This window comes from Staphylococcus sp. HMSC065D05, assembly GCF_001813195.1.
Classification (GTDB): domain Bacteria; phylum Bacillota; class Bacilli; order Staphylococcales; family Staphylococcaceae; genus Staphylococcus; species Staphylococcus epidermidis.
This window is the reverse complement of record NZ_KV811739.1, coordinates 17,286-41,002: the sequence shown is the minus strand read 5'-3', so window position 1 is coordinate 41,002 and position 23,717 is coordinate 17,286. Positions and strand designations below refer to the sequence as shown.

Below are 23,717 nucleotides of genomic sequence, written 5' to 3'. Positions count from 1 at the left end.
TTCTATATTATTTCAATAGAAATTGTCTTTTTTTCACTTATCCAAGAACTTTATGTCCCGGACTCTTTTTATTATTTATGAACGAATATAAAATATAATATGAACAAAGCCATTAAAAAGTACATAATAGGATGAACTTCTTTATACTTTTTAGTAATAATCATTGTTATTGGATAAAAAATAAATCCACATGCAATACCAGTGGCAATAGAATAAGACAATGGCATCATAATGATTGTAATAAAAGCTGGTACCGCAACTTCAAATTGCTTCCAATTTATATCAGCAAAATTAGCCGCCATCAGCACACCTACTACGACTAAAGCAGGTGTAGTTACTGCACTTGTTACAACTTCAATTAACGGACTGAAGAATAATGCTAATAAAAAACAAACACCCGTAACTATACTTGCAAATCCTGTTCTAGCACCTACAGCTACACCAGAAGTAGACTCAATATATGATGTTGTGGTAGTTGTACCAAACACAGACCCTACAATAGTCGCTAAAGAGTCAGAGAATAACGCTCTTCCAGCTCTAGGTAATTTGTTATCTTTCATCAATCCTGCTTGCGTGGCAACAGCTACTAACGTACCAGCTGTATCAAAGAAATCAATGAATAAGAACGTTAAAATAACAATTAGGAATTGAATTGTAAACAGTTGACCAGGATCTTTAAATGATTCAAATGCCGCACCAAAGGTTGGCTTGATACTTGGCACTTCTCCAATTATTCCTGATGGTGGATGGATTTGACCAGTTAGCATACCCGCTACGGCAGTTACAATCATACCTACAAAAATTGAACCAGGAACCTTCATAGCATATAAAATGACCGTAACAATAATTCCGAAAATAGCTAAAAGTACTGGTGCCTCAGTCAAATGTCCTAGTTTTACTAAAGTTGAATCACTTTTAATTATTATCCCTGAACTTTGTAACCCCACAAATGTGATAAATAAACCAATCCCTGCCGAAACAGCTAGCTTCATTTGATGAGGGATAGCATTGATAATAACTTCTCTTAAACCAGTAACAGTAAGTAATGCAAAGAATATACCAGAAAATAGAACACCTGTTAATCCCACTTGCCAAGGAATTCCCATAGTTAATACTACTGTAAAAGCAAAAAATGCATTCAACCCCATACCAGGTGCTAAAGCTATTGGATATTTAGCAATTAATCCCATAAATAATGATCCAACAAACGCTGCTAAAGCTGTCGCTACAAAGATTGCTCCTTGGTCCATCTTCATATCACTTGTTGCACCTTTTACACCAGCTAAACTTAAAATTTGCGGGTTTACAGCTAGAATATATGCCATTGATAGGAAGGTCGTAATTCCACCTAAAATTTCATTTTTATAACTTGTCCCATGCTTATCAAACTGGAAGTACTTTTTCACAATGAATGCTCCTTTATTTGAAATACTTTAATAGTTTAATATCAAATTTCTTAAAAAACAATACCAAAAACGAACTTTTTAGTCTGAAGTCACAAAGAAGTTCGATATTTATCTACAATTTGAGATTTTTCAGAGCATCTTTAAATGGATTATTATCGATTTCCTCTTTTTTATTTATATATTTTTTCATTTCCTTACGTGACACTTTACCATTCGTTTTATCTCTCATTCTTTTGTCCATTTGTGATTGAGTTTCTGTATGGCCACATACACATCTATAAACAGCTTCTTTTCCTTTACCGAATAAGGTCATTTTTTTCTTACAATTAGGGCAACGTGCATTGGTCTTTCGTTGAATATTTTTCTTAGTTTTACATTTTGGATCTTGACATACAAGCATCTGTCCATTTTTAGTTTTGACTTTAATCATAAACTTACCACATGTTGGACACTCAGTTGTTGTTAAATTATCATGTTTATATTTTTGCTCACTGCTTTTAATTTTATTTACCACTTTAAATGTAAAGTTTTTCATTTCTTGTATGAATTTCTGAGAATTATATTTCCCCTTTTCGATAAGCATTAATTTTTCTTCCCATTGGGCTGTTAGTATAGGTGAGGTTAATTCACTTGGAGACAATTCTAAAATTTGTTTTCCTTTTGATGTAACTTTAATTTTGCCATCTCGCGACTCTAAAGCATTCATGTTAAATAACTTTTCTATAATATCAGCCCTAGTTGCTACAGTTCCAATCCCCCCCGTATGTTTAAGTGTTTTTGCATACTTTTTATCATTCAAATCAATGTGATTTTGTGGATTCTCCATGGCTTTAAGTAATGAACCTTCATTAAAATATTCCGGTGCCTTTGTTTCATGTTCATGAATATCAATACGATGTACATTAAATAACTGACCTTCTTTAAAAGAATGCGTTAAAGTATTCGAAGAGGGGTTATCTTTTAAAGCTTTATATCCTAATTGTTTAGGTATTTTCTCTTTTAAAACAAAATGGTAACCTTTCAGTTGTGCATGGATTGTTAAAACTTCATATAAATAAGGATTCATTAAATTTTCTAAAAATCTTTCTGCTATTAGCATATAAATTTTAAACTCTCGTTGACTCAATTGTTCAATTGAAGGTCTAACTTCCGTAGGAATAATCGCATGATGATCTGAAACTTTTTGATTATTAAAAATATGCATTTTAGAAGAAAAGGTCTCAGATATTAAATCTCGAACATGAGATTTATAATCTGTAGCTAGAATTGCTCTTAACCGTTCTTGAATTGTATCGACCATATCATGTGTTAAATAATTAGAATCTGTACGGGGATAGGTTACTAACTTATGTCTCTCATATAAATGTTGTAATGTATTTAGTGTCTCCTTTGGCCCCATCTTGTAACGTTTATATGCCTCTTGTTGTAAATCTGTTAAATTAAATAAAGGTTGCGCGTAAGATTTCTTATTTTTTCCTTTAACTTCTAATATTTTTCCTTCTTGATGTTTAATTTCATGTTCAATCAATTCTAATTCTTTTTTATCTTTATATCGCTTTTGTTGGTTAAGATTTAAATCGTAACCATCAACATTAATGGATAACGTGTAATATTTTTCAGATTTAAAATAGTTAATCTCATCTTGTCTTGATTTAACTAACTGTATTGTTGGAGTTTGTACGCGACCTAATGATAATTGCGCATCATATTTTGTCGTTAGTGCACGTGTTGCATTAATCCCTACTATCCAATCTGCTTCACTTCGTGCAAGTGCTGCTTTATATAAATTTTGATACGCGTTGCCATTTTTCAACTGCTTAAATCCTTCTTGTATGGCTTTTTTTGTAACTGAACTAATCCACAAACGCTTGATTGGTTTTTTATTACCTACTTTATCTAAAATAAGACGAGCTACAAGTTCACCTTCTCGTCCAGCATCTGTTGCTATAATAATTTCTTTAACATTTTTATCTAAAATTAAAGATTTTACAACTTTAAATTGTCTATTTGTTTTACTAATCACTACTGTTTTCATTTTCTTAGGAATGATAGGTAAATCTTCTAAATTCCATTCTTTATATGAAGGGTTATATTGTTCAGGCGTTGCATTTGTCACAAGATGCCCCAATGCCCAAGTCACAATATACTGTTTCCCTTCTATATAACCATTACTTTTTTGTTGAAGATTCAAAGCATTAGCGATATCTCTTCCAACCGATGGTTTTTCAGCTAAGATTAAAGATTTCATTTTAATTTTCCTTTCACATTTATAAAGTACATCATGTTATAGAATTACATACATTGTAACATGTATCTTTTTGTAAATTAGTATATATAAAATTAATTAAGATAGTTATATATATGTACATATCTTGTTCAATCATATTATTCAAAAACTCATTATCTGTTATTATGAATATTTTCCTTACTAAAAATTTCAGCACTTTCAAGGTGTTGTTTTTTACTTCTTTTTTTAATTACTATAGAATGACTTCGAGTGTAATTGGGACACTTAATTTTGTTCTTAGGAGAGTGAGTAATAAGTGCAAATTGTAGATTTTTTGATAGCACTTTTACCAGCCCTGTTTTGGGGTAGTGTAGTCATTATAAATGTTTTTGTAGGTGGTGGACCATATAATCAGATTCGAGGTACAACTTTAGGGACACTTTTTATCGGATTTTCTCTACTAGGTACTGGACACGCAGCGTTTGATAATCTAACAGTAATTATTGTCGGTTTAGTATCAGGAGCTCTATGGGCTTTTGGTCAAGGAAATCAATTAAAATCAGTGCATTTAATAGGTGTATCTAAAACGATGCCTATTTCAACGGGTATGCAACTTGTCGGTACCACTCTATTTAGCGCTATTTTCTTAGGTGAATGGAGCACGATTGTTCAAGTAGTGCTGGGACTTATAGCAATGATTTTATTGGTTGTAGGTATTTCTTTAACATCACTTAAAGCCAAAAGTGAAGGCAAATCCGATAACCCGGAATTTAAAAAAGCAATGGGAATATTACTTCTATCAACAATCGGTTACGTAGGTTATGTAGTTCTTGGAGATATTTTTGGAGTAAGCGGTACAGATGCTCTCTTCTTCCAATCAATTGGTATGGCAATTGGAGGATTAGTTCTTTCAATGAACCATAATACTTCAATTAAATCTACTGCTTTAAATCTTATACCAGGTGTTATCTGGGGTATCGGTAACTTATTTATGTTTTATTCACAACCTAAAGTTGGTGTTGCAACTAGTTTCTCATTATCACAACTCCTAGTTATTGTTTCAACTTTAGGGGGTATCTTTATTCTAGGGGAGAAAAAAGATCGTCGCCAAATGATTGGTATTTGGTCAGGTATTATTGTTATAGTTATAGCTTCAATCATTTTAGGCAACTTAAAATAGAATTTTAAACTTTAGGGAGGTAACATAATGTTTGAAGAATTAGAAAATAAAGTGGTTCTTGTTACCGGAGCTGCCACTGGAATTGGCAAATCTATTGCTGAAAACTTTGGTAAAGCTAAGGCCAAGGTTGTTATAAATTACCGTTCTGATCGACATCATGATGAAATTGAGGAAATTAAACAAACTGTTGCTAAATTTGGTGGTTCAAGGTGATGTTTCAATTGAAGAAGATATTAAACGAATGATCGAAACAACAATTAATCACTTTGGAACTTTAGACATTATAATTAATAATGCTGGATTCGAAAATTCAATCCCAACTCATGAAATGTCGATTGATGACTGGCAAAAAGTGATTGACATAAACTTAACTGGCGCCTTTGTAGGTTCAAGAGAAGCCATCAATCAATTTTTAAAGGAAAACAAAAAAGGTACTATTATTAACATTTCAAGTGTTCATGACACTATTCCATGGCCTAATTATGTACACTATGCCGCAAGTAAAGGTGGCTTAAAATTAATGATGGAAACAATGTCAATGGAATATGCTCAGTATGGTATTCGTATTAATAATATATCCCCAGGGGCAATTTTTACTGAACACACTGAAGAAAAATTTTCTGACCCAACGACGCGTGAAGAAACAATAAAAATGATACCCGCACGTAAAATTGGAAATGCTCAAGATATAGCTAATGCAGTACTATTCCTATCTTCAGATCTTGCAAGTTATATACACGGTACAACATTGTACGTTGATGGTGGCATGATGAACTATCCAGCATTTATGGGTGGTAAAGGCTAAGTTGCATTTTTTCAATTTTAACTAGAAATAAAGTGTCATCATTTGATAGTGAATAGTAGTCTTAAAAAGCATCAGTCATCGGCTGAATATAAGTTACAAACTATAATAAAAAAGCTATGAAGATATCTACAATGATATATTTCTTCATAGCTTTTTTTAGTTATATATAAATGAGCATATTAATTGTGCAATCAATTTTTATACAAATGCAGCTTGATAAATATACAAAATGATAATGCTAATAATAATGGTTAAATTAGTTACCATTCCAACAAATGGTAATGTCTTATATTTGAATTGAATCGAATATGGTATGATTGCTACTCCTACTGGTAATAACCACGTTATAAGCAAGGTTGTTTTAATCATATCATCAGATACAGGTAATAAAAAGTGAACTAGTGTTCCAGCTAACACACCTAACCCGTAATGTAAACAAAGATATTTTATTGTTACAGGGAGGTATTCTCTCTCAATACTAAAATTAAGCATTACACCTAATAATATCATGGATAAAGGCATATTCGCCTTTGATAATACACTAAAGAAATCAATAGCTGGTTGCCATATATGAATATGAGACATATTCAATCCAAACATAATCATATAGGTTACTAATGGGACTGATTGAACTAATTTTTTCCCTAAAAATTTGAAGTTAAATTGGTCACTACCTTCGCTATAATAACTTCCTACAAAATAAGTAATACCAAACATGATAATGGCCCCACCAATATCAACCATTCCGAAATATATCATACCTTTAGATGGCCATATCGCCTCAACCAACGGATATGCAAATAAACCAATATTCATGGATCCAGTCATCATACCAACAGAACCACGCATATGGTTATCATATTTTCTAAAGAACCAAATTACAATAATTTTAGCTACTATACCGTAAATAATCATCATTATAGGCAATATTGAAAAAGATACATCTAATTTCGCACTATTTAAGTTAACTATAACGAGTGAAGGTAATGTAACATTTAACACTAAAGTTGAAAGTACTTGACTATCAGTTGCTTTCAAGTAATTCATACGTTTAAGAAAATAACCAAGTGCTATTAATAATATAATTATGACAAATTGTTCAGTCACATTGATTCCTTCTTTCTAGTTTATACAAATGAGTACTTTGATATCGTGTCCCTCTTATTTAGAAGTATCGTATTTCGTGATATAATCTTTATTAAATGTAAAAATTACTATTATTAACCCTTTGAAGAGGAGAATGATACGATGGACTTGAATTCAAAGTTATCAGAACTTAAATATGATTATACACGATTACAAAACGATTTAGAAAAACGTGAGTCGCTTCATCAAGATATTGACCCTCTACTTAAACAACTTGAAAATATTGAACAAGAAATCGCCTATGTACGTTCAAAATTAAATCAACAATCCTAAAATTTAGCACGTTGATTGTTTAACCCATAAGTATAAATTTAAACTACAAAATTTATTAAAATTTTTTTGCCAATTTTAGATGACATTAGAATCTAAAAATCAATGTTTTAAACATTGTTACCATATTGACAATCAATAAGCGATTTAACAAACACGTATTTCTAGAATTTTTAAATTTTGGTTTACAAAGCAACGTATGAAGCTACGACAACCAATTAATACGACTCATCTCTACTCGCATTCTAGTCATATGATTTTTATCGTGCTAATATATTATTCGTAATAGAAAGGGTGGCTTTTTATGAAACTTTATCTTATTTTATTGCCTGTTTTATACTTAATTGTTTCGTACATTAGTATTTTTAAAATGCATTCTGTCATAACTCGAATCTTGAGAATTGTTATGGGCATATTGTTACTATTTGTAGTTGCTTTGACGACGTTACAGTTCCCTAAAGAAAATTGGTGGGTATTTGTCGTTTTATTACTTTTAGTTGGTAATGTTGAAGTGACTGGTTTTAAAGAATTAAAAGATGATAAAAAAGGTGTTAGCATCTTAAATATCTTATCACTTTTATTATTTGTTATATTTATTATTTTAATTTTTATATTATATTAAATAATAAAAAAGACTTAGGTAAGTATAATCATCTTACCTAAGTCTTTTTTTACATATTAAACTTTTTAGTAAGTTTATTTTTCAAAGTGAATAAAATTTCGTACATAACCGGTACTACAAAGAGTGTGAGTAGCGTTGAAGAAATTAATCCACCTATTACTGTTGCAGCCATACCTTTGGAAATTAATATTGAACTGTCTTGACCAAATAACAACGGCACTAGTGCACCTATTGTTGCAATTGCTGTCATTAATATAGGTCTTATCCGTGTACCACCCGCTTCTATCAATGCCGATTTCATCTGCATACCTTGTTTTTCATTGTTAATAACACGATCGATTAATACTATAGCATTCGTAACAACGATACCAATTAACATAAGCATACCTATTAAACTTGGAACTGAAATGGTTTCTCCAGTAATGATGAGTGCCAGTACTACACCGATAACCGTAAATGGTAATGAGAATAAGATTGTAAATGGTGCCAGACCACCTCTAAATGTAATAACTAAAATTAAATAAACTATGATAATTGCTGCTATCATCGCCATTGCAAGCTGAGAAATAGCCTTATCAATGTCATCAGTAGCACCGCCGACATTAATTTTAATATGACTAGGTTTCTCAAGATCTTTCACTTTAGCCATGACTTGTTGAGATTTACCACCCACATCTTTATCAGTCACTTTACCTGTAACAGTCGTAGCATAATCGCCATCTTCTTGTGTCAGTTTACTTGGTGTGTATGATTTTTTGAGAGATGCTATTTCACTAAGTTTAATCGTACCGCCCGTAGGCTTATTTAGTTTAATGTTTTTAATTTTTTGAGAAGACCAATCTGTTTGCTTATTTTGTTTGACCTTTACATCGATAGATTTACCCTTTTCATTAACTGTAGAAATTGTTTTCTCAGGCAAGTTTTCATTAAGATTCATCGCAAGTTGTGCAGCAGAAATACCATTATCTGCAGCTTTATTTTGGTCAACTTTTATTTCATATTGGTCATACGTCTGTGATAAATCAGATTTAACATTCGTTATGCCTTTAATATCAGTCATCATTTTCTCTACACGGTTGACTGTATCTTTCATTGCACTTGTATTAGGTCCTTTGACAGTTACTTCAACAGAATTATTACCTGCTCCTGTTCCTAAATCTTGATTTTTCCATTCTCCAGGTTGTTTAAATGTCTCGATATGTTTAAGTACTTTATCAGGCTCTTCGTCAAAATTAGGCGTGTCAGATTGATATTTAATCATAATTGCCATGCTGTTAGTACTACCGGTAGGATCTTGTGGTGTAGGACCACCTATAGAATATTGAACAGTTTCTACTTTATCTTTTTTATCTAAATAATTTTGTACTTTTTCAGCATGTTGTGTTATAGATTTCTGTGTTTCTCCAGGTTTTGGAGTATATGTTAGAGCTAAAAATTTATTATCTCCTGTTGAAATATAACTCGTTCCTAGATTTCTTGCGCCTATGACCACACTTCCAACTAAAATAAAAATACTAACTATAAGCACAATCCATTTATGATTAAGTGACCAATTCAAAGCGCTTCGATAGGCTCTCCCAACTACTCCTAGACCTCCCTTTTGTTCCCTATTTTTAACGCCATTTTTAAAAAATGTTGCACCTAAAGAAGGCACTAGGGTAATCGAAACAAGTAGTGAAGCTAATAAACTAAAAGTAATAGCTAGCGCAAATGGTCTAAACATTTCCCCTACTGAACCTGACACAAACACTAGTGGTAAAAACACTACAATAGTAACAAGGGTCGATGACATAATAGGTTTAAATACTTCTCTAGTAGCGCTTATAATTAAATTTTCCCCTTTGAGCTTCTCATTCGGATCAGATAATCTTCTAAATATATTCTCAACGACAACTATAGAATCATCTATAACTCGCCCGATTGCAACCGTTAATGCACCTAAAGTAAGAATATTTAATGATACGTTGCTTAATTTTAATGCTATGAGCGCAATTAATATTGACATTGGTATAGATACAATTGAAATAGCTGTAGTTCTTATATTTCTTAAAAACAGAAGAATAACAATAATAGCAACGATCGTACCGAGAGCGGCCTTTTCAACCATAGTATAAAGAGAATCTTCAATAGGTTTAGCAGTATCCATAGTTTTAATAGATTTCATTCCACTCTCATTACGTACAAATTCATCTACTTTTTTCTGAACTTCTCTCGCAACTTGCACAGTATTAGCATCTTGTGATTTCATAATTTGTAAGTTAACAGCATCTTTTCCATTTGTCTTGGATATAGAAGTACGTTCATCACCGACACTAATATCTGCTAAATCTTTAAGTGGTACAGATGGCATTTGGCCTTTTTGTGCCATATGAGTTGAACTATTAGACGTGCGGTTATTATCAGTTGGCATTAGACTATCATTGTCGGAATCGCTATCATTTTGTCCAGCTTGTCCAGAAATAGATAAAGGGATTTTAAGATTTTTAAAAGCGTCTACAGATTTAAATTGACCATCAACAATAATAGATTTATTACTCTTATTAAATTGGAAAAGTCCTAATGGCGTTTCACGTGTAGCCGTTTTTATATAGTTCTCAACATCATTTGCAGTTAAACCTTTTTCATCTAAATTTTTTTGTTTAAACTTTAACGATACTTCACGATTAGTTTGACCGTTTAATTGTGCATTTTGCACACCATCAATGGTTTGCAATTTTGGTACGAGCTGTTGATTTAACTTATTAGTAACGTCTTTTAACTTTTGATTATTACTTGAAAAAGAATATGCCACAATTGGAAAAGCATCCATAGAGTTCCTTGTTAATTCAGGTTCACCAACGCCGTCTTTAAACTTAATTTTATCGATTTCTTTTTTTAATTGTTCTTCAGCTTTATCCATATCTGTACCATTATCATATTCTACAGTTACTATAGAAGCATTTGGTATAGATTCGGTCTTCACACTATTTACGTAGGCCAACGAACGTACTTGATTATCAATCTTGCTACTTATTTCATCTTGTGTTGACTGGGGTGTTGCTCCAGACATTGTAGTTTGAACTGAAATAACTGGATTTTCAACATCTGGTAATAATTCAAGTTTTAATTTGGCGCTTGAATAAACACCACCTAATATAATTAAAACTACCATCAAAAAAATAGCGAATTTATTACCTAACGAAAATTGTAATAATTTTTTAATCATGCAATTTTTCCTTTCTTATAAAAAAATCTGAACGCTCACAATTTATCATAGAAGCGTTCAGATCTGAATGTAGTAGTTATTTACCTTTAAGTTTACGTGATATTTTAATTTTGGCTTTCGTTAAACGAGGTTTCACTTTCTCAACTAAATGATATAACGGTTGATTTAATACATAATCAAATTCTCCAATTTTTTCACTTAAATATGTACCCCAAACTCGTTTAAATGCCCACAGCCCATAATGTTCTGAATCTTTATCAGGATCATTATCTGTACCACCAAAGTCATAGGTTGTTGCACCATGCTCTCGTGCATATTTCATCATTTCAAATTGCATGTGATGGTTTGGTAAGAAATCACGATAGTCATTCGATGAAGCACCATAGAGATAGTACGATTTGTTTCCTGCAAACATTAAGAGCGCACCTGACAAGTAAATACCTTCTGGCTCGCTTTTTTCAAGTTCTGTTAAATCAGATTTTAATTCATTTGTTTTTTTAATTTTATTTTCAATATCATTAAGTTTATTGAGTGTCTTTTTATCTTGCTTTTTTGATTGTAATTTCTCTTTCTCAGCTAATTGTGCTTCAAGGTCTTGATTAACCATATCTAATACTGGCTTGGGCTCTAATTTAACAAGGAAGAGTTCTGCATCACCGTCTTCATGAAGTGCATCATATATATTTTCAAAATAACTAATATCTCTAGTTAAAAAACCATCTCTCTCTCCAGTTATCTTCATTAAATTAGCAAAGACTTTAAGCCCCTCGCGATTTGATCGTTCTACTTTAGTTCCACGCTTAAGCGCAAGTCTTACTTTTGAACGATTTCGACGTTCGAAACTTTGAACTAATTCATCATCTGTTTTATCGATAGGCGTAATCATAGTCATTCTTGGTTGAATATAGTCTTTAGATAATCCTTCTTTAAAACCTTTATGTTTAAACCCAAGCTCACGTAAATTTTTAAGTGCTTCTGCACCTTTATCAACTTCGACATCGGGATCTATTTTGATAGCATACGACTTTTCATCTCTTGCTACTTCTTTAGCATAGCTAAGTAGAGCTTCTAACACTTCTTTATTATTATAATCAGCTACAAATCCCCTAGATACATAGCATAAAGTGTATGGGAGTTTAGGTATTTTTTTGAATAGTAGCTGGCCAACACCTTTAATTTGACCATTTTCACCGACAGCAATTCTTCTCGAATACCATCCTGTTAATTTTTTCGTATCTGCCCACTTAGATAATTGTAATAAATCACCATTGGGATGAGATTTCACAAATGCGTCATGTTGTTGATTAGTGATGTTCATCTTTTCCATGGTTTAAAATATCTCCTTTATTTTACAGTAATTTTAATTATACATCTTAATAAGAACGATGTCGACGATGTCACTTTCAAACCGTTTTAGTTCTTTCAATACTATTACCCTTGATATAATGGTTACTAACAACTAGTATAGAGGTTTTTATATGAGAAAGTTTATTTTGTTATTATTTATTATCCTAAATCTCGTAGCAATCATTATTACAATCAATCACCCACTAACAATTTCATATTTTAGTCTTCGTGTCATCTTCGTAGCATTTATATTTATTATATCCATATTTTTTATTTTTTTACGTACTACAAACTATGAATTGATTCTAAGTATTTTATCTACCGTTTTCGCTTTCATACACATCGGTTTAATTATTCACAGTGCATATCTATATTTATACTAGTTGGATGGCTCAAAACGATATTTAGCACCACGTATAAATATTGAGTATGGAGCTGTGGCATGGATATCGGTCATTATTAATGTATGAAAACCGGAATCTTTGCCGTCTTCTATTTTATAAATAACTTTATCAGTTTCTAATTTGAGATCAGTAGATGTAGCTGTTTCATTTACTATTTTCATTTTATACCATTCTTTCCAAAGACTTACTGTTGTTTCACGTTGAGTACTAGTAATAATCACCTCTTTAATTTCAAATTCTGACAAGTTGAAATTATGTATTTGTGATAGGTTTTGCTTTCTGCTGTTATCCCATTCTATAAAGAAAGGTGGTTTGACTCTATAGTCAGGGTTAGCAATATATAGCAATCTCCAACGTAATTGATGCCCTTTCTTATTTTCTCTTTCCATGTCAATAGGACCAATTACATCAACGCCTCTATTTTCTAAAGTACTTTTAACTTGATCTATATCCTTTGTTCTAAAACAAATACCTTTAAAGCCTTGTTTAAAATGATCCTGCACTATTTTTGTAGCAAATGATACACGACCTTCTTCAGTTTTAGCTACATTGTTAAGTTTTGACTCATTTTCAACATCTAGCAATTCGATATAACTATTTTTAATCGGTGCTATTTGATTAAAGGTGCCCAAATGATGATGTCTTCCACCATTTTGCAATTCTAATATTTCTCCAGGAAACTTAAATGACTCTAATTGATGTAAATAGTGAATGATATGGTCTAATTTTAAGTTCAACTTTATCCCCTCCACATGTTATTGCTCATTTTAACAAAATTTAACTTTAATTACTTTAAATATTAAAAAGGAATCAAAGACCATTGCAAAATTCACATTTTAGTCATATAATTGTCTCTGTCTTTTAAATGGTTAGCTAGGCTAACTAATATAACAATGAGGTGTTAGATATTTTAACCAATGAATTTTTCAATAGTTTTATAGGTATATATAGACCCTATATTAAACTTACACAACCTATATTAGATCAGCATCAGATTCATACTGGCCAATGGCTTGTGCTAAGAGATATCGCCAATTATCAACCTACTACACTTGTAAAAATTTCTCATCGTCGTTCAATAGAAAAGCCTACAACACGAAAGTTGATTAAAGTATTGTTAGACAATGGTTGGGTTATGACAAAAACAGGAGTTGATAAGAGAGAGAAATTATTAAGTTTAACTGACAAAGGTCAAAGCCTCTTTGAAACTATTAATAAAAAGGTCACTGTCATTCAACAAGATATTATAAAAAAAACTGGATTAACTGATGAGCAAGTATTTGATATTACAAATGCGATGTCTCAAATTCATGAAGCAATGATAAAGGAGGAGGAGCAGTAATGAATCAGTCTACAATAACTAAAGACCCCATTTTTACGAAGAGTTTTAATATTAACTTTGCTATTAACTTTTTTGTTTATCTATGTATGTATTTATTAATTGTCGTTATCGCGAGCTATAGTAAATCAGAATACCATGCTTCTGATTCTGTTGCTGGACTCGTAGTCGGACTTTTTATAGTAGGATCATTAATAGGTCGATTTGTAACAGGTAAATACGTCAATCGATTTGGTCCAAAAAAAATTCTCATTTTTGGTTTAATATGTTTAGTAGTAACACAGCTACTTTATTTTATACCTGGTTCTGTTTGGTTCTTAATGATGGTGCGTTTACTGAACGGTTTAGCAACAGCGGTTGCCACAACTGCTACAGGAACAATAGCAGCATATATTACACCACCTACACGCAAAAGTGAAGGTATCAGTTTATTCTCATTAAGTTTGGTGTTGGGAACCGCTATTGGCCCATTTTTTGGTATGTTATTGATGAATTCCTTTTCTATCAATATTTTATTTACTATTTGTGTAATTTTAGGTGTCATAAGTGGTCTATTATCACTGTTAATTAAAATTAATTTCACAACAGTTAAAGAAAACACAATTACACATAAACGGTTCAATTTGGCTCATTTTGTAGCCAAAGAAGCCATTCCGGTAGCATTCGTCATGTTATTAATCGGTGTTACTTACGCTGCTATTTTAACTTATTTACAGGCTTTTGCTGTTGAAAGAGATCTAGTTACATCAGCAAGTTACTTTTTCATTTTTTACGCTATTGCGTCCCTCATAACAAGACCTATTGCTGGAAGATTAATGGATGATAAAAACGAAAATGTAGTTGTTTATCCAGCATTTATCTTCTTAGTATTATCTTTTGTTCTACTGATGCTTAGTTTTAACGGATGGGTATTACTTATTGCAGGTATCGCATTAGGAATTGGTTATGGTAACTTGTCATCTTCTATGCAAGCTATCGCAATAAAAGTATCTCCATCAAATAAATATGGCTTAGCTACATCAACTTACTTTATTGGTTTAGATATAGGAATTGGATTTGGACCATCCTTACTAGGTCTTTTCACACATACGATTTCTTATAGTCAATTATATGGAATCATGGGTATTTTAGGATTTGCAACTTTAGTCATCTATATTATTGTTCACGGACGTAAGGTTCACAGCACTGCATATTAACTGCTAGAATTTTTTAAAAATTTCTAAGTTAACAAACCTAAATATGCCAAAATGACTTTTATGTAAATTTTATTCCAACATCGCTATATCACTCATATTAGGATATAAATAATAACAAAAATAGCAGTTACCTTAATATTCATAAGGTAGCTGCTATTTTATAATTTATTTAGTCACTTTTAGATTTAAAATTTACTGTTCTTAATTTGCAATACTAATTGTTTCAATTTCTCCAGTCATTTTGTCCAATAATTTCTTTTGCTTTGCATCGAAGAAATAGTAAACTTGTCTTTCATCGGTTTCTGAGCGTAATTTAGAAATGAGTTCTTTCTTATAGATTTTACGAATAATCACATCAATTTTACTAGTATCCCATAACATCTCGAAATGTAATGTGTCTCGTAACTCTTTACCACTAATTTTAGTGTCTGCATAAACCTTGTAAAGAACTACAAATTCTTCAATAGAAATACGATATGTTGTTTTAAGCCAATGCTTTAATTGACTTAATTCTCTCTCTGATTCAATAAAACGTTGTACTTTGTTACTCATAATAATATGCCTCCTAAGTTGATTCTTGGATGTTGTGTTTGTGTGATAAAACTCAATTGCTTATTTTTATTATATTACAGGTTTTGCATTTAATCTATAACAAATATTAAAATTGCCTCTAAATATTGTTTTGAAATTAAACAATTTAAACAATCAGTTATATGTTGAAAGGCATTTAAAATATCTAAATAGGTTTTGTCGTAGCTATATTAACTAACTAAATGTATAAAATTATGGATTTAAAATGTTTAACATGAAGACTTAAGCATATGTTGTCTATAAATACTCAAAACTGTATTAATTGTTTCTTGCTCATTTAATATAATTTATTAGTATTATAAACTTTTGAAACTAAATTTAAATGCTTATAATATAATGTCCAAATCCCATAAGTAGTAAAATTCTAAACTACGCCTATCCACCTATATAATTCATATTAATTTTTTTCTTTCTATTATTCTCAATAGTTTGCATCGTACGCTTATCAGAGTACTGATTGTTTCTAATACTCCACAATCGTTTAAATTGTGCTTTTAAATCATCATCTGTAGCTCCATTACGTATTAAGGCTTTTACATCAAACCCTTCTGAGGAGGCAAATAAACAACCATAAAATTTACCATCTGAAGACAATCGAGCACGCGTACATGTGGAACAAAATGATTCAGATACACTCGTAATTAGACCAAATTGCGCATCACTATCTTTATGTCGAAAATATTTAGCAACTTCCCCATAATATTTAGGCGCTACAGGACTTATCTCAAAATGTTGTTCTATCATATTAAGCATTTCTTCTTTAGTTACAACTTTATTGAAATTCCATCCATTATCGTTACCTACATCCATAAATTCAATAAAACGTACTTCAATATTTTTATTTTTAAAATAATCAATCATCGGAATAATTTGATTATCATTAACCCCTTTTTGAATAACCACGTTTACTTTAACTTCAAAACCTATCGATACTGCATAATCAATTTGTTCTAAAATTGTAGACGCTTTAATATTTCTATTGTTAATTTCTTGAAAAACGTTATCCTCAATCGCATCTAAACTTACATTAATACGTCGTAAACCAGCTTGATATAAATTTTTTCCATGTTTTTTTAATAACAAGCCATTAGTAGTCAATCCAATATCCTCTATACCATCTATGAGATTTAATTGCTCTACAAGTTTATAAAGATTGCGTCGTAAGAGAGGCTCTCCTCCTGTAATTCTTATCTTTTTAACTCCTAATTGAGCATAAATCTTTGAAATTCGTGTTAATTCTTCAAAAGTAAGCAATTCATCCTTAGGTAAGAAAGTGTAATCATCTCCAAAGATTTCCTTTGGCATACAATAATCACATCTGAAATTACATCGATCAGTGACCGATATTCTTAAATCCCGTATTGGACGACCTAATTTATCTTGTATTACCGTTTTCATTGTTGGACCTCCTTATTCATTTATCTGCTTTTTTAAAGAGTCCAAATCATGCTGAAAATTAATATTCTTATACCAATAATGAGGCGAGTCAATTTCAGTAACGTCTAACCAATCTGTTGATAATTGTTTAAAGACATGCTTTAGACTTAAATGATTTGAATTTAAAGCTTTTTCAATAAAAGGAAACGTCGAAAGTGTATAAAAACCAATCGTCGGTATACATATTTGTCCTTCTTTAAATGCTACAATATCTAAACGTGATTCAATTAAGTTTGATACCATGAAATGATATAACCCATTCATTGCTTTACTTGTAATCATTGGTGTATCAACAGATACAATGAAAAACAATTCTTCATCCATGTATTGCTTCATCACTGAGTAAATTCCTGTTAGCGGCCCTTTATTTTGATGATGTTCGTCATCAATAATCACATATTCATATTCAAACTGAGAAGCTAATTGTGAATTAGTGCTAATGATAATGCGATTAAACATATTTGTAGATTTTAACGTTTCTACAATTTTTTGATAAAAATATTGATTATCAATTTTAGCAAAAGCTTTAGCTTTACCAAATCGGCTAGATTCTCCACCTGCTAAAATAATTGCTTTCATCTTGATCAACCCCCACTGACCGGCGGAATGAGCGCAATTGTATCTTCTGGTTGGACCATATCATCTTGTCTGACGAATTCTTCATTAACAGCAATTTGAAATTTTTTTGATTTAAGTTCTCTATGGCGTTTTAATAAATATGACTCGAATTCTTGAACAGTTAATGTCGTATCTAAATGTATTGTTTCGGTAGATCGATTGAACAACTCTTTTAACTCTGCAAAATATAAAATTTTCATCTTGCTTACCCCTTTTTTGCTTCATTATATGTTCCCTTTTGATGGCCTTGCCATTCAGAACCATCATCCCAAATTTCCTTTTTCCAAATTGGAACAATTTCTTTTATGCGCTCTATGGCGTATTCATTTGCTTCATATGCCGCTTTTCTATGAGGAGAAGATACTGCAATTAAAACTGCTATATCTGATATTTGTAACGGCCCAATTCGATGTACAATTGTTGTTATTGTTCCAGGCCACTTTTCTTCAATTTCTTTTCCAATTTGAGCTAATTTTTTCTCAGCCATTGGTATATAAGCCTCATATTCTAAGTGTTGTGTACGAATACCTTTAGTCCACTCTCTTACGTGACCAGTAAATACGACTACGGCACCTTGACGTTCGTTAATCGTAAAATCCCTATATTGTTCTGTTTCAATAGGTTGAGTCACGATTTCAAATTGCTTCATTTAATTCATTCCCTTATCCTTAATTAATTTGTTGAGTAAGTGCTTAAGTTGATTATTTGCTCGTGGATGATTGGTTTCTATTTTCCCTATGACGTGAGAAAGTCTTTGTAGAGTTCTTAATTCATCATTATTTTTATAAACGATAATTTTATCATAATTTTCTTCTTTAAAGCCCTCAACTAAAATGATACTACAATCAATTGTAACAGAATTTTCAATTATTTCTCTAAGCGATTGTTTCTTATTACGTGTCACTGTTTGCTGTAAATGATGTCCCTGAACAATACTTTGATCTGCGCCCGCAGCAAAATGTTTCATGTGGTCAACATCAGATGACTGTAATTCAATTTCTTCACCAATATGCCCGTGATGTTTAATTGTTGCTACTGAATAACCTCGTTCTTTTAAAAATGATATCGCATGGTTCATCAATGTAGTTTTCCCTGAATTTTTCATACCTACAATTTGTAAAATCATAGTATCAATTCCTCTTCAAAACTATTAGATTCGGTCAAAATCACATCAACAATGTTACCTGCTTTAAATCCACGTGTACCACCAGGAAGCATAATCATAGCATTAGCGTGCGCAATAGCTACAACTGCACCTGATTTATTAAATCCAGATGGTATTACTGTCATTCCAGCTTTTGTTAATGTTGCCTTAGCACGAATCAATCGTGTAAATGGGTTAGCTTTATTAAAATCTTCCATAAGTGTAGCTTTGATTATTTGCGGATAACAAGCTTTAGCTCCCATGAGCTTATTTACAGCGGGTTTAACATATAATTCAAATCCTGTATAGCAGGCTGAAGGATTTCCAGATAAGCCAAATAAATATTTACCATCTACAAATGCAACCGTAGTAACACTACCTGGTCTTTGAGCCACTTTGTTAAATAGTATCTGCGCTTGGATGGACTTGTATATTTCTGGTAAGTAATCAAAATCTCCTACCGACACACCTCCAGTAGTAATTACTAAATCATGCTCTGATAAAGCTTTTCTTACGACCTCAATACTCTTTTCTAGATTATCATGCTGAACTTTATACATTCCAACTTGTATTCCGAATTGTTTAGCTAATGCTTTAATCATCGGTCCGTTTGAATTTCGTATCTTTCCTGGTTCAAGCTCATCTTCTACTTCAAGCAATTCACTACCTGTAGCAATTACTGCAACAGTTGGTTTTCGAGACACTCGCACTTTAGTATAACCGTATGTTGCTAAGACTGCTATCACACCAGAGTTAATACGCATACCTTTATGCAGTACGATATCACCAGCTTTTATTTCTTCACCTTGTAGTGAAATATTTTCTAAATGTTTAAAAGATTTTCTAATTGTAAAAGTTGTTTCAGATTCAATAGTTTGTTCAAACATTACTACTGCATCAGCTCCAGAAGGAATCTGAGCACCAGTCATTATTCGTATTGCTTGGTTTTTATCAATTGTTTTTTCTGAAACTGAACCTGCACCGATATGATCTATTACTTCAAATTCAATACGGTTTTCGCCACTTGCACCTTGTGAATCTTCACTTCTAATTGCAAATCCATCATAAGGTGATTTATTAAACCTTGGTATATCATAGGTCGCAACAATATCTTCAGCAAGAATATGTCCTAAACTTTCATCTAAATTAACATTGATATTCTTCACTTCTACATGTTGTTTCATAATACGATTAATTGCTTCTTTAACTGATATTGGCGTTCTTTTCTCTACAGACATACACTCATCTCCAAAAAATATTAATTTTCATGATATACTTACTCCTAATAGGAGGGAAAAAATGACTCATTTCACACATATTAATAAACAAGGTAATGCTAAAATGGTTGATGTTTCTAATAAGAAAATTACAAAACGTGTAGCAGAAGCACACTCAAGTATAATAGTTAATGAAAAAATTTATAGACAAATTACTCAAAATACTAATAGTAAAGGAAATGTACTTAATACTGCGCAAATTGCTGGTATCATGGCAGCTAAAAACACTTCTACAATCATTCCAATGTGTCATCCATTACCACTTACAGGTATAGATGTATCCTTCAAATGGGGTTCAAATAATGATGATTCATATCGTTTAAATATTACAGCGGTCGTGTCTACAACAGGCAAAACTGGTGTTGAAATGGAAGCATTGACTGCTGCTTCAGTTACAGCACTTACAATCTACGATATGACAAAAGCTATAGACAAAGGCATGGTAATTGGCGAAACGTACTTAGAATCTAAATCTGGTGGTAAATCTGGCGACTTCCACAGAAAAAATTTATAATTCTATTCATTTTATACATTAAAAATTCCTACATTATATCTAAAATCTTGAAATTACTTAATTCCTTATGTCTTTATTTAATTCAAACACTAAGTGACTCAATTCAGGTTTAATTAATTTTTCTATTGCAAGTTTAATTGCACCTGTTGAGCCAGGAAGTGCAAAAATCAAGGTATTATCACAGGTACCTGCAATAGCTCGAGTTAATAATGCTCTTGTACCAACATCTTCGGTATAACTTAAGTATCTAAATAATTCACCAAAACCTTCTAATTCTTTAGTTAATAATGGGCGAACAGCTTCTATTGTCACATCTCTTTGTGAGATACCTGTTCCTCCCGTTGTAATAATGACATCTAGTTGATTTGGTGAAGCTAACCAAAGCTTAAGTTGGTGTGTAATAGCTTCTATATCGTCTTTAACAATTCGATAATAATTAATATCAACATGATTTTCATGTTGATTTATCAAAGATTGAATCAGTTGACCACCTTTATCAGAATCATAATCTCTCGTATCCGATACAGTCAAAATTGCTACATGAATCGGTCTGTTTAAATGAATATTCTGATGTTGATGTTTGTGCATGTTTATCCACTCCCTTATATTTAACCAAATAGTTGATGCATTAATTGAATTGCTTTTTTAGGTTCTGTCGTTCCATGTATCAAAAATCTACCTCCAGAAAATGCAACAATTCGATATTCTCTAAACCTAAACATTGTCATATATAAATTCGTACGATGTTGAATATGATTTCGCTCGAGAAATGATAGTAATATTTCCTGAGAAATATCAGCATTTTTATATTGAACAGTGTCTCTTCCACATAAGGTCGCGTAATCTTGTTGATGTTGATTAAGGTGTGGATATGTTGGAGCATGACCACATGTTTTACAATCTTCATTTTGCATACGACTAAAACCAAATGTATAATGATCCCCTTCCCAAATATCCCCGTAAGTGAAGTGTGTCTTAACCTTATTACCAGTCAATAACTTTAATGCATCACTGAGTTGTAAACTGGTTGTCATTGTTACAGCTGGTTGAATAACTCCAACCGTATCACATGTTAAATTAATAGATGGTAATTGAGGCATTAAGCAATTAAAACACGGTGTTTGCCCAGGAATAAACGTTGCCTGAACATATGTACTTTGAACAACACCACCATATATCCAAGGAATCTGATGTTTATAAGCAAAATCATTAATTAACTCACGCGTATCAAAATTATCAGTTGCATCTAATATAATATCGACATCTATTCCATGTTGCTCTAAGAAATTGTAATTGACATGCTCAATATAAGCATCTATCTCTACATCTTTACGTATCTCTTTTAAAACTTTCTGTGCAGCGATTACTTTTGGTAGTACATCTTCTGCATCACGCTCTATAAAGAGTGTTTGTCGTTGTAAGTTGCTAAATTCAATGTAGTCTCTATCAACAATAGTTAACTTATTTATTCCTGCTCTCACTAATCCCTCAGCTAAGTGTGTTCCTAACGCCCCCATACCTACTATAAGTACATGTTTTTTCTCAAGTTGACTTTGACCTTTTAAACCAATTTGCTTAAACAACACTTGTCTCGAGTATCTTTCTTGCATCAAATTCCTAAACCTCTCTTTATATTTTGAATATACGAATAATTACTAAAATTAACAGGTAAATAGCACTTCTTGCTATATTTTATTCAATCTTCAATTGTTATAATCTTATGTGCCATTTGCTGCGCTTCATAATTTGAATGCGTTACAAATATAATGGGAATTTTCCATGCTTCGAATATTTTTAAAATTAATTTAATACCTTCTTTTTTTGTCTTATCATCTAAACTTGAAAAAGGCTCATCAAGCAAAATTAAATCGGGTTTCGTACTTAGCGCCCTAGCTAAAGCGACGCGCTGAGCTTCACCTCCTGATAAGGTCACAGGATACTTTTCAAGTAAATGCTCTATTTTTAGAGTATGAATAAGTTTATTGATATGTTCAGAAGGCTTAGTCATAAACGTTATATTGTTATAAACATTCATATTAGGGAAAAGTTGATAATCTTGAAATAAATATCCTATACGACGTTGTTGAACCTTAACATTCAAATGATGTCGTGAATCAGTTAATACACGTTTACCAACCTTTATATATGAATAATTTATAGCTTTCAAACCGGCAATTATATTTAAAATTGTTGTCTTTCCAATTCCAGACGGTCCTTGTATCGCATATATCTTAGGGAGTTGATCATCTATGTTTATATTAATTTTCGTCTGATTAAGCACACCATTCAATTTAATTGTGAGCATTTAATCAACCTCCCTAAACGTATCACGATTAACTAGATTAATAGTCGCTATGACAGTTACCGCAAATGCAACTAATACAAGCACCCATAACCAAGCTTCATTTTCTTTCCCTTGCTCCACTAAAAAATAAATTTCTAAAGGCAATGTGTTTGTTTTGTCTGGAATATAGCCAGCAACCATCAAAGTAGCACCAAATTCACCTATTGCTCTTGCAAAGCTCATCATAATACCTGCAAGAATAGAACGTTTAGATAATGGTAACACCAATTTAAAAAATATTTTTGTTTCACTTGCTCCCATGGTTCTTGCAGTATTTAACATCTTTGAATCTATACTTCGAAACCCATTCACTGTATGTTGATACATAAGGGGAAAACTAACAATGACAGATGCAATCACTGCACCTGTCAAAGTAAATACTACTGGTAAGTGTAAGATATTAGTAAAGAATTCTCCTACAGGACTTCTTGTTGAAAATATAATTAATAATATAAAACCAAGAACAGTAGGTGGTAACACAATTGGTAAAATGATAAAACTTTCTAATAGTTTTACCCAATATCTATTTTTATTGTAAAGCCATTTAGAAATCAATATGCCAAAAATAGTAACTATTATTGTACTAATTAAAGCAACACGAAAAGAAATCCAAAAGGACGTTAAATCAGGCATAGCTCAGAACCC

At 31.8% G+C, this 23,717-nt stretch carries 23 protein-coding genes and 1 pseudogene; 7 read left to right on the top strand and 17 right to left on the bottom strand.

What is annotated here, in order from left to right:
* Positions 1-71 precede the first annotated feature (71 nt).
* Both HMPREF2897_RS03840 and HMPREF2897_RS03835 read right to left on the bottom strand, forming a co-directional pair.
* Positions 72-1,406, bottom strand: a complete 1,335-nt coding sequence (locus HMPREF2897_RS03840; protein ID WP_002447326.1) for an NCS2 family permease — start codon at positions 1,404-1,406, stop codon at positions 72-74.
* A gap of 112 nt (positions 1,407-1,518) precedes the next feature.
* Positions 1,519-3,654: a DNA topoisomerase III gene (locus tag HMPREF2897_RS03835; RefSeq protein ID WP_002457943.1), complete on the bottom strand. Its 2,136-nt coding sequence runs from the start codon at positions 3,652-3,654 to the stop codon at positions 1,519-1,521.
* A 295-nt stretch (positions 3,655-3,949) separates the two neighbouring features.
* Here HMPREF2897_RS03835 and HMPREF2897_RS03830 point away from each other — a divergent pair, with 295 nt between their 5' ends.
* Both HMPREF2897_RS03830 and HMPREF2897_RS03825 read left to right on the top strand, forming a co-directional pair.
* Positions 3,950-4,813, top strand: coding sequence for a GRP family sugar transporter (locus HMPREF2897_RS03830; RefSeq protein WP_002457944.1), 864 nt, complete (start codon positions 3,950-3,952; stop codon positions 4,811-4,813).
* A gap of 27 nt (positions 4,814-4,840) precedes the next feature.
* Positions 4,841-5,618 (top strand): annotated as a pseudogene (locus tag HMPREF2897_RS03825) (glucose 1-dehydrogenase).
* Between the two features lie 198 nt (positions 5,619-5,816).
* Here HMPREF2897_RS03825 and HMPREF2897_RS03820 read toward each other — a convergent pair.
* Positions 5,817-6,725 (bottom strand): AEC family transporter, encoded by a 909-nt coding sequence (locus tag HMPREF2897_RS03820; RefSeq protein ID WP_002447322.1) that lies wholly within the window; start codon positions 6,723-6,725, stop codon positions 5,817-5,819.
* 141 nt (positions 6,726-6,866) lie between these two features.
* Here HMPREF2897_RS03820 and HMPREF2897_RS03815 point away from each other — a divergent pair, with 141 nt between their 5' ends.
* The gene (locus HMPREF2897_RS03815; protein ID WP_002447321.1) at positions 6,867-7,037 is read left to right on the top strand and encodes an SE1832 family protein; all 171 of its coding nucleotides are present in this window, start codon (positions 6,867-6,869) and stop codon (positions 7,035-7,037) included.
* Between the two features lie 301 nt (positions 7,038-7,338).
* A complete protein-coding gene (mspA, locus tag HMPREF2897_RS03810; RefSeq protein WP_002438539.1) occupies positions 7,339-7,656 on the top strand; it encodes a membrane stabilizing protein MspA in 318 nt (105 codons plus the stop codon).
* 49 nt (positions 7,657-7,705) lie between these two features.
* On the opposite strand, the gene HMPREF2897_RS03805 is transcribed toward mspA, so the two are convergent.
* From HMPREF2897_RS03805 to HMPREF2897_RS03795, 3 genes are all read right to left on the bottom strand, one after another.
* Positions 7,706-10,861, bottom strand: coding sequence for an efflux RND transporter permease subunit (locus HMPREF2897_RS03805; protein ID WP_002447320.1), 3,156 nt, complete (start codon positions 10,859-10,861; stop codon positions 7,706-7,708).
* Positions 10,862-10,937: 76 nt separating this feature from the next.
* The gene (locus HMPREF2897_RS03800) at positions 10,938-12,188 is read right to left on the bottom strand and encodes a lipid II:glycine glycyltransferase FemX (RefSeq protein ID WP_002447319.1); all 1,251 of its coding nucleotides are present in this window, start codon (positions 12,186-12,188) and stop codon (positions 10,938-10,940) included.
* A 399-nt stretch (positions 12,189-12,587) separates the two neighbouring features.
* Complete coding sequence (locus HMPREF2897_RS03795; protein WP_070592713.1) at positions 12,588-13,349, bottom strand: VOC family protein; 762 nt, start codon at positions 13,347-13,349, stop codon at positions 12,588-12,590.
* Between the two features lie 161 nt (positions 13,350-13,510).
* On the opposite strand from HMPREF2897_RS03795, the gene HMPREF2897_RS03790 reads away from it, so the two are divergent.
* Together HMPREF2897_RS03790 and HMPREF2897_RS03785 are read left to right on the top strand one after the other, a co-directional pair.
* Positions 13,511-13,954: a MarR family winged helix-turn-helix transcriptional regulator gene (locus tag HMPREF2897_RS03790; protein WP_002490191.1), complete on the top strand. Its 444-nt coding sequence runs from the start codon at positions 13,511-13,513 to the stop codon at positions 13,952-13,954.
* Positions 13,954-15,147 (top strand): MFS transporter, encoded by a 1,194-nt coding sequence (locus HMPREF2897_RS03785; protein WP_002475365.1) that lies wholly within the window; start codon positions 13,954-13,956, stop codon positions 15,145-15,147. The genes HMPREF2897_RS03790 and HMPREF2897_RS03785 overlap by 1 nt, the downstream gene beginning before the upstream one ends.
* A gap of 201 nt (positions 15,148-15,348) precedes the next feature.
* Here the strand turns inward: HMPREF2897_RS03785 and HMPREF2897_RS03780 are convergent, their stop codons facing one another.
* The 7 genes from HMPREF2897_RS03780 to glp form a co-directional block, all read right to left on the bottom strand.
* Positions 15,349-15,699: a SarA family transcriptional regulator gene (locus HMPREF2897_RS03780; protein WP_001832414.1), complete on the bottom strand. Its 351-nt coding sequence runs from the start codon at positions 15,697-15,699 to the stop codon at positions 15,349-15,351.
* Positions 15,700-16,113: 414 nt separating this feature from the next.
* Positions 16,114-17,136 carry a GTP 3',8-cyclase MoaA gene (gene moaA / locus HMPREF2897_RS03775; protein WP_002475356.1) on the bottom strand — a complete coding sequence of 341 codons (1,023 nt, stop codon included), beginning with the start codon at positions 17,134-17,136 and terminating at the stop codon, positions 16,114-16,116.
* 12 nt (positions 17,137-17,148) lie between these two features.
* The gene (mobA, locus tag HMPREF2897_RS03770) at positions 17,149-17,754 is read right to left on the bottom strand and encodes a molybdenum cofactor guanylyltransferase MobA (RefSeq protein ID WP_070592712.1); all 606 of its coding nucleotides are present in this window, start codon (positions 17,752-17,754) and stop codon (positions 17,149-17,151) included.
* 5 nt (positions 17,755-17,759) lie between these two features.
* Entirely contained in the window at positions 17,760-17,993 is a 234-nt protein-coding gene (moaD, locus tag HMPREF2897_RS03765) for a molybdopterin converting factor subunit 1 (protein ID WP_070592711.1), read from the bottom strand.
* A gap of 5 nt (positions 17,994-17,998) precedes the next feature.
* Positions 17,999-18,442: a molybdenum cofactor biosynthesis protein MoaE gene (locus HMPREF2897_RS03760; RefSeq protein ID WP_070592709.1), complete on the bottom strand. Its 444-nt coding sequence runs from the start codon at positions 18,440-18,442 to the stop codon at positions 17,999-18,001.
* Positions 18,443-18,919 (bottom strand): molybdopterin-guanine dinucleotide biosynthesis protein B, encoded by a 477-nt coding sequence (mobB, locus tag HMPREF2897_RS03755; RefSeq protein ID WP_070592708.1) that lies wholly within the window; start codon positions 18,917-18,919, stop codon positions 18,443-18,445.
* Positions 18,916-20,175 carry a molybdopterin molybdotransferase MoeA gene (gene glp / locus HMPREF2897_RS03750; protein WP_002447310.1) on the bottom strand — a complete coding sequence of 420 codons (1,260 nt, stop codon included), beginning with the start codon at positions 20,173-20,175 and terminating at the stop codon, positions 18,916-18,918. Before glp ends, mobB begins: the two co-directional genes overlap by 4 nt.
* A gap of 61 nt (positions 20,176-20,236) precedes the next feature.
* Here glp and moaC point away from each other — a divergent pair, with 61 nt between their 5' ends.
* On the top strand, positions 20,237-20,728 hold the full coding sequence (gene moaC, locus HMPREF2897_RS03745) for a cyclic pyranopterin monophosphate synthase MoaC (protein WP_002447309.1): 492 nt from the start codon (positions 20,237-20,239) through the stop codon (positions 20,726-20,728).
* Between the two features lie 57 nt (positions 20,729-20,785).
* On the opposite strand, the gene HMPREF2897_RS03740 is transcribed toward moaC, so the two are convergent.
* From HMPREF2897_RS03740 to modB, 4 genes are all read right to left on the bottom strand, one after another.
* On the bottom strand, positions 20,786-21,316 hold the full coding sequence (locus tag HMPREF2897_RS03740) for a MogA/MoaB family molybdenum cofactor biosynthesis protein (protein WP_002447308.1): 531 nt from the start codon (positions 21,314-21,316) through the stop codon (positions 20,786-20,788).
* A 20-nt stretch (positions 21,317-21,336) separates the two neighbouring features.
* Positions 21,337-22,338, bottom strand: coding sequence for a ThiF family adenylyltransferase (locus HMPREF2897_RS03735; protein ID WP_070592707.1), 1,002 nt, complete (start codon positions 22,336-22,338; stop codon positions 21,337-21,339).
* Positions 22,339-22,424: 86 nt separating this feature from the next.
* Positions 22,425-23,033: an ATP-binding cassette domain-containing protein gene (locus HMPREF2897_RS03730; RefSeq protein ID WP_070592704.1), complete on the bottom strand. Its 609-nt coding sequence runs from the start codon at positions 23,031-23,033 to the stop codon at positions 22,425-22,427.
* Positions 23,034-23,705 (bottom strand): molybdate ABC transporter permease subunit, encoded by a 672-nt coding sequence (gene modB, locus HMPREF2897_RS03725; RefSeq protein ID WP_002447305.1) that lies wholly within the window; start codon positions 23,703-23,705, stop codon positions 23,034-23,036.
* Positions 23,706-23,717 lie beyond the last annotated feature (12 nt).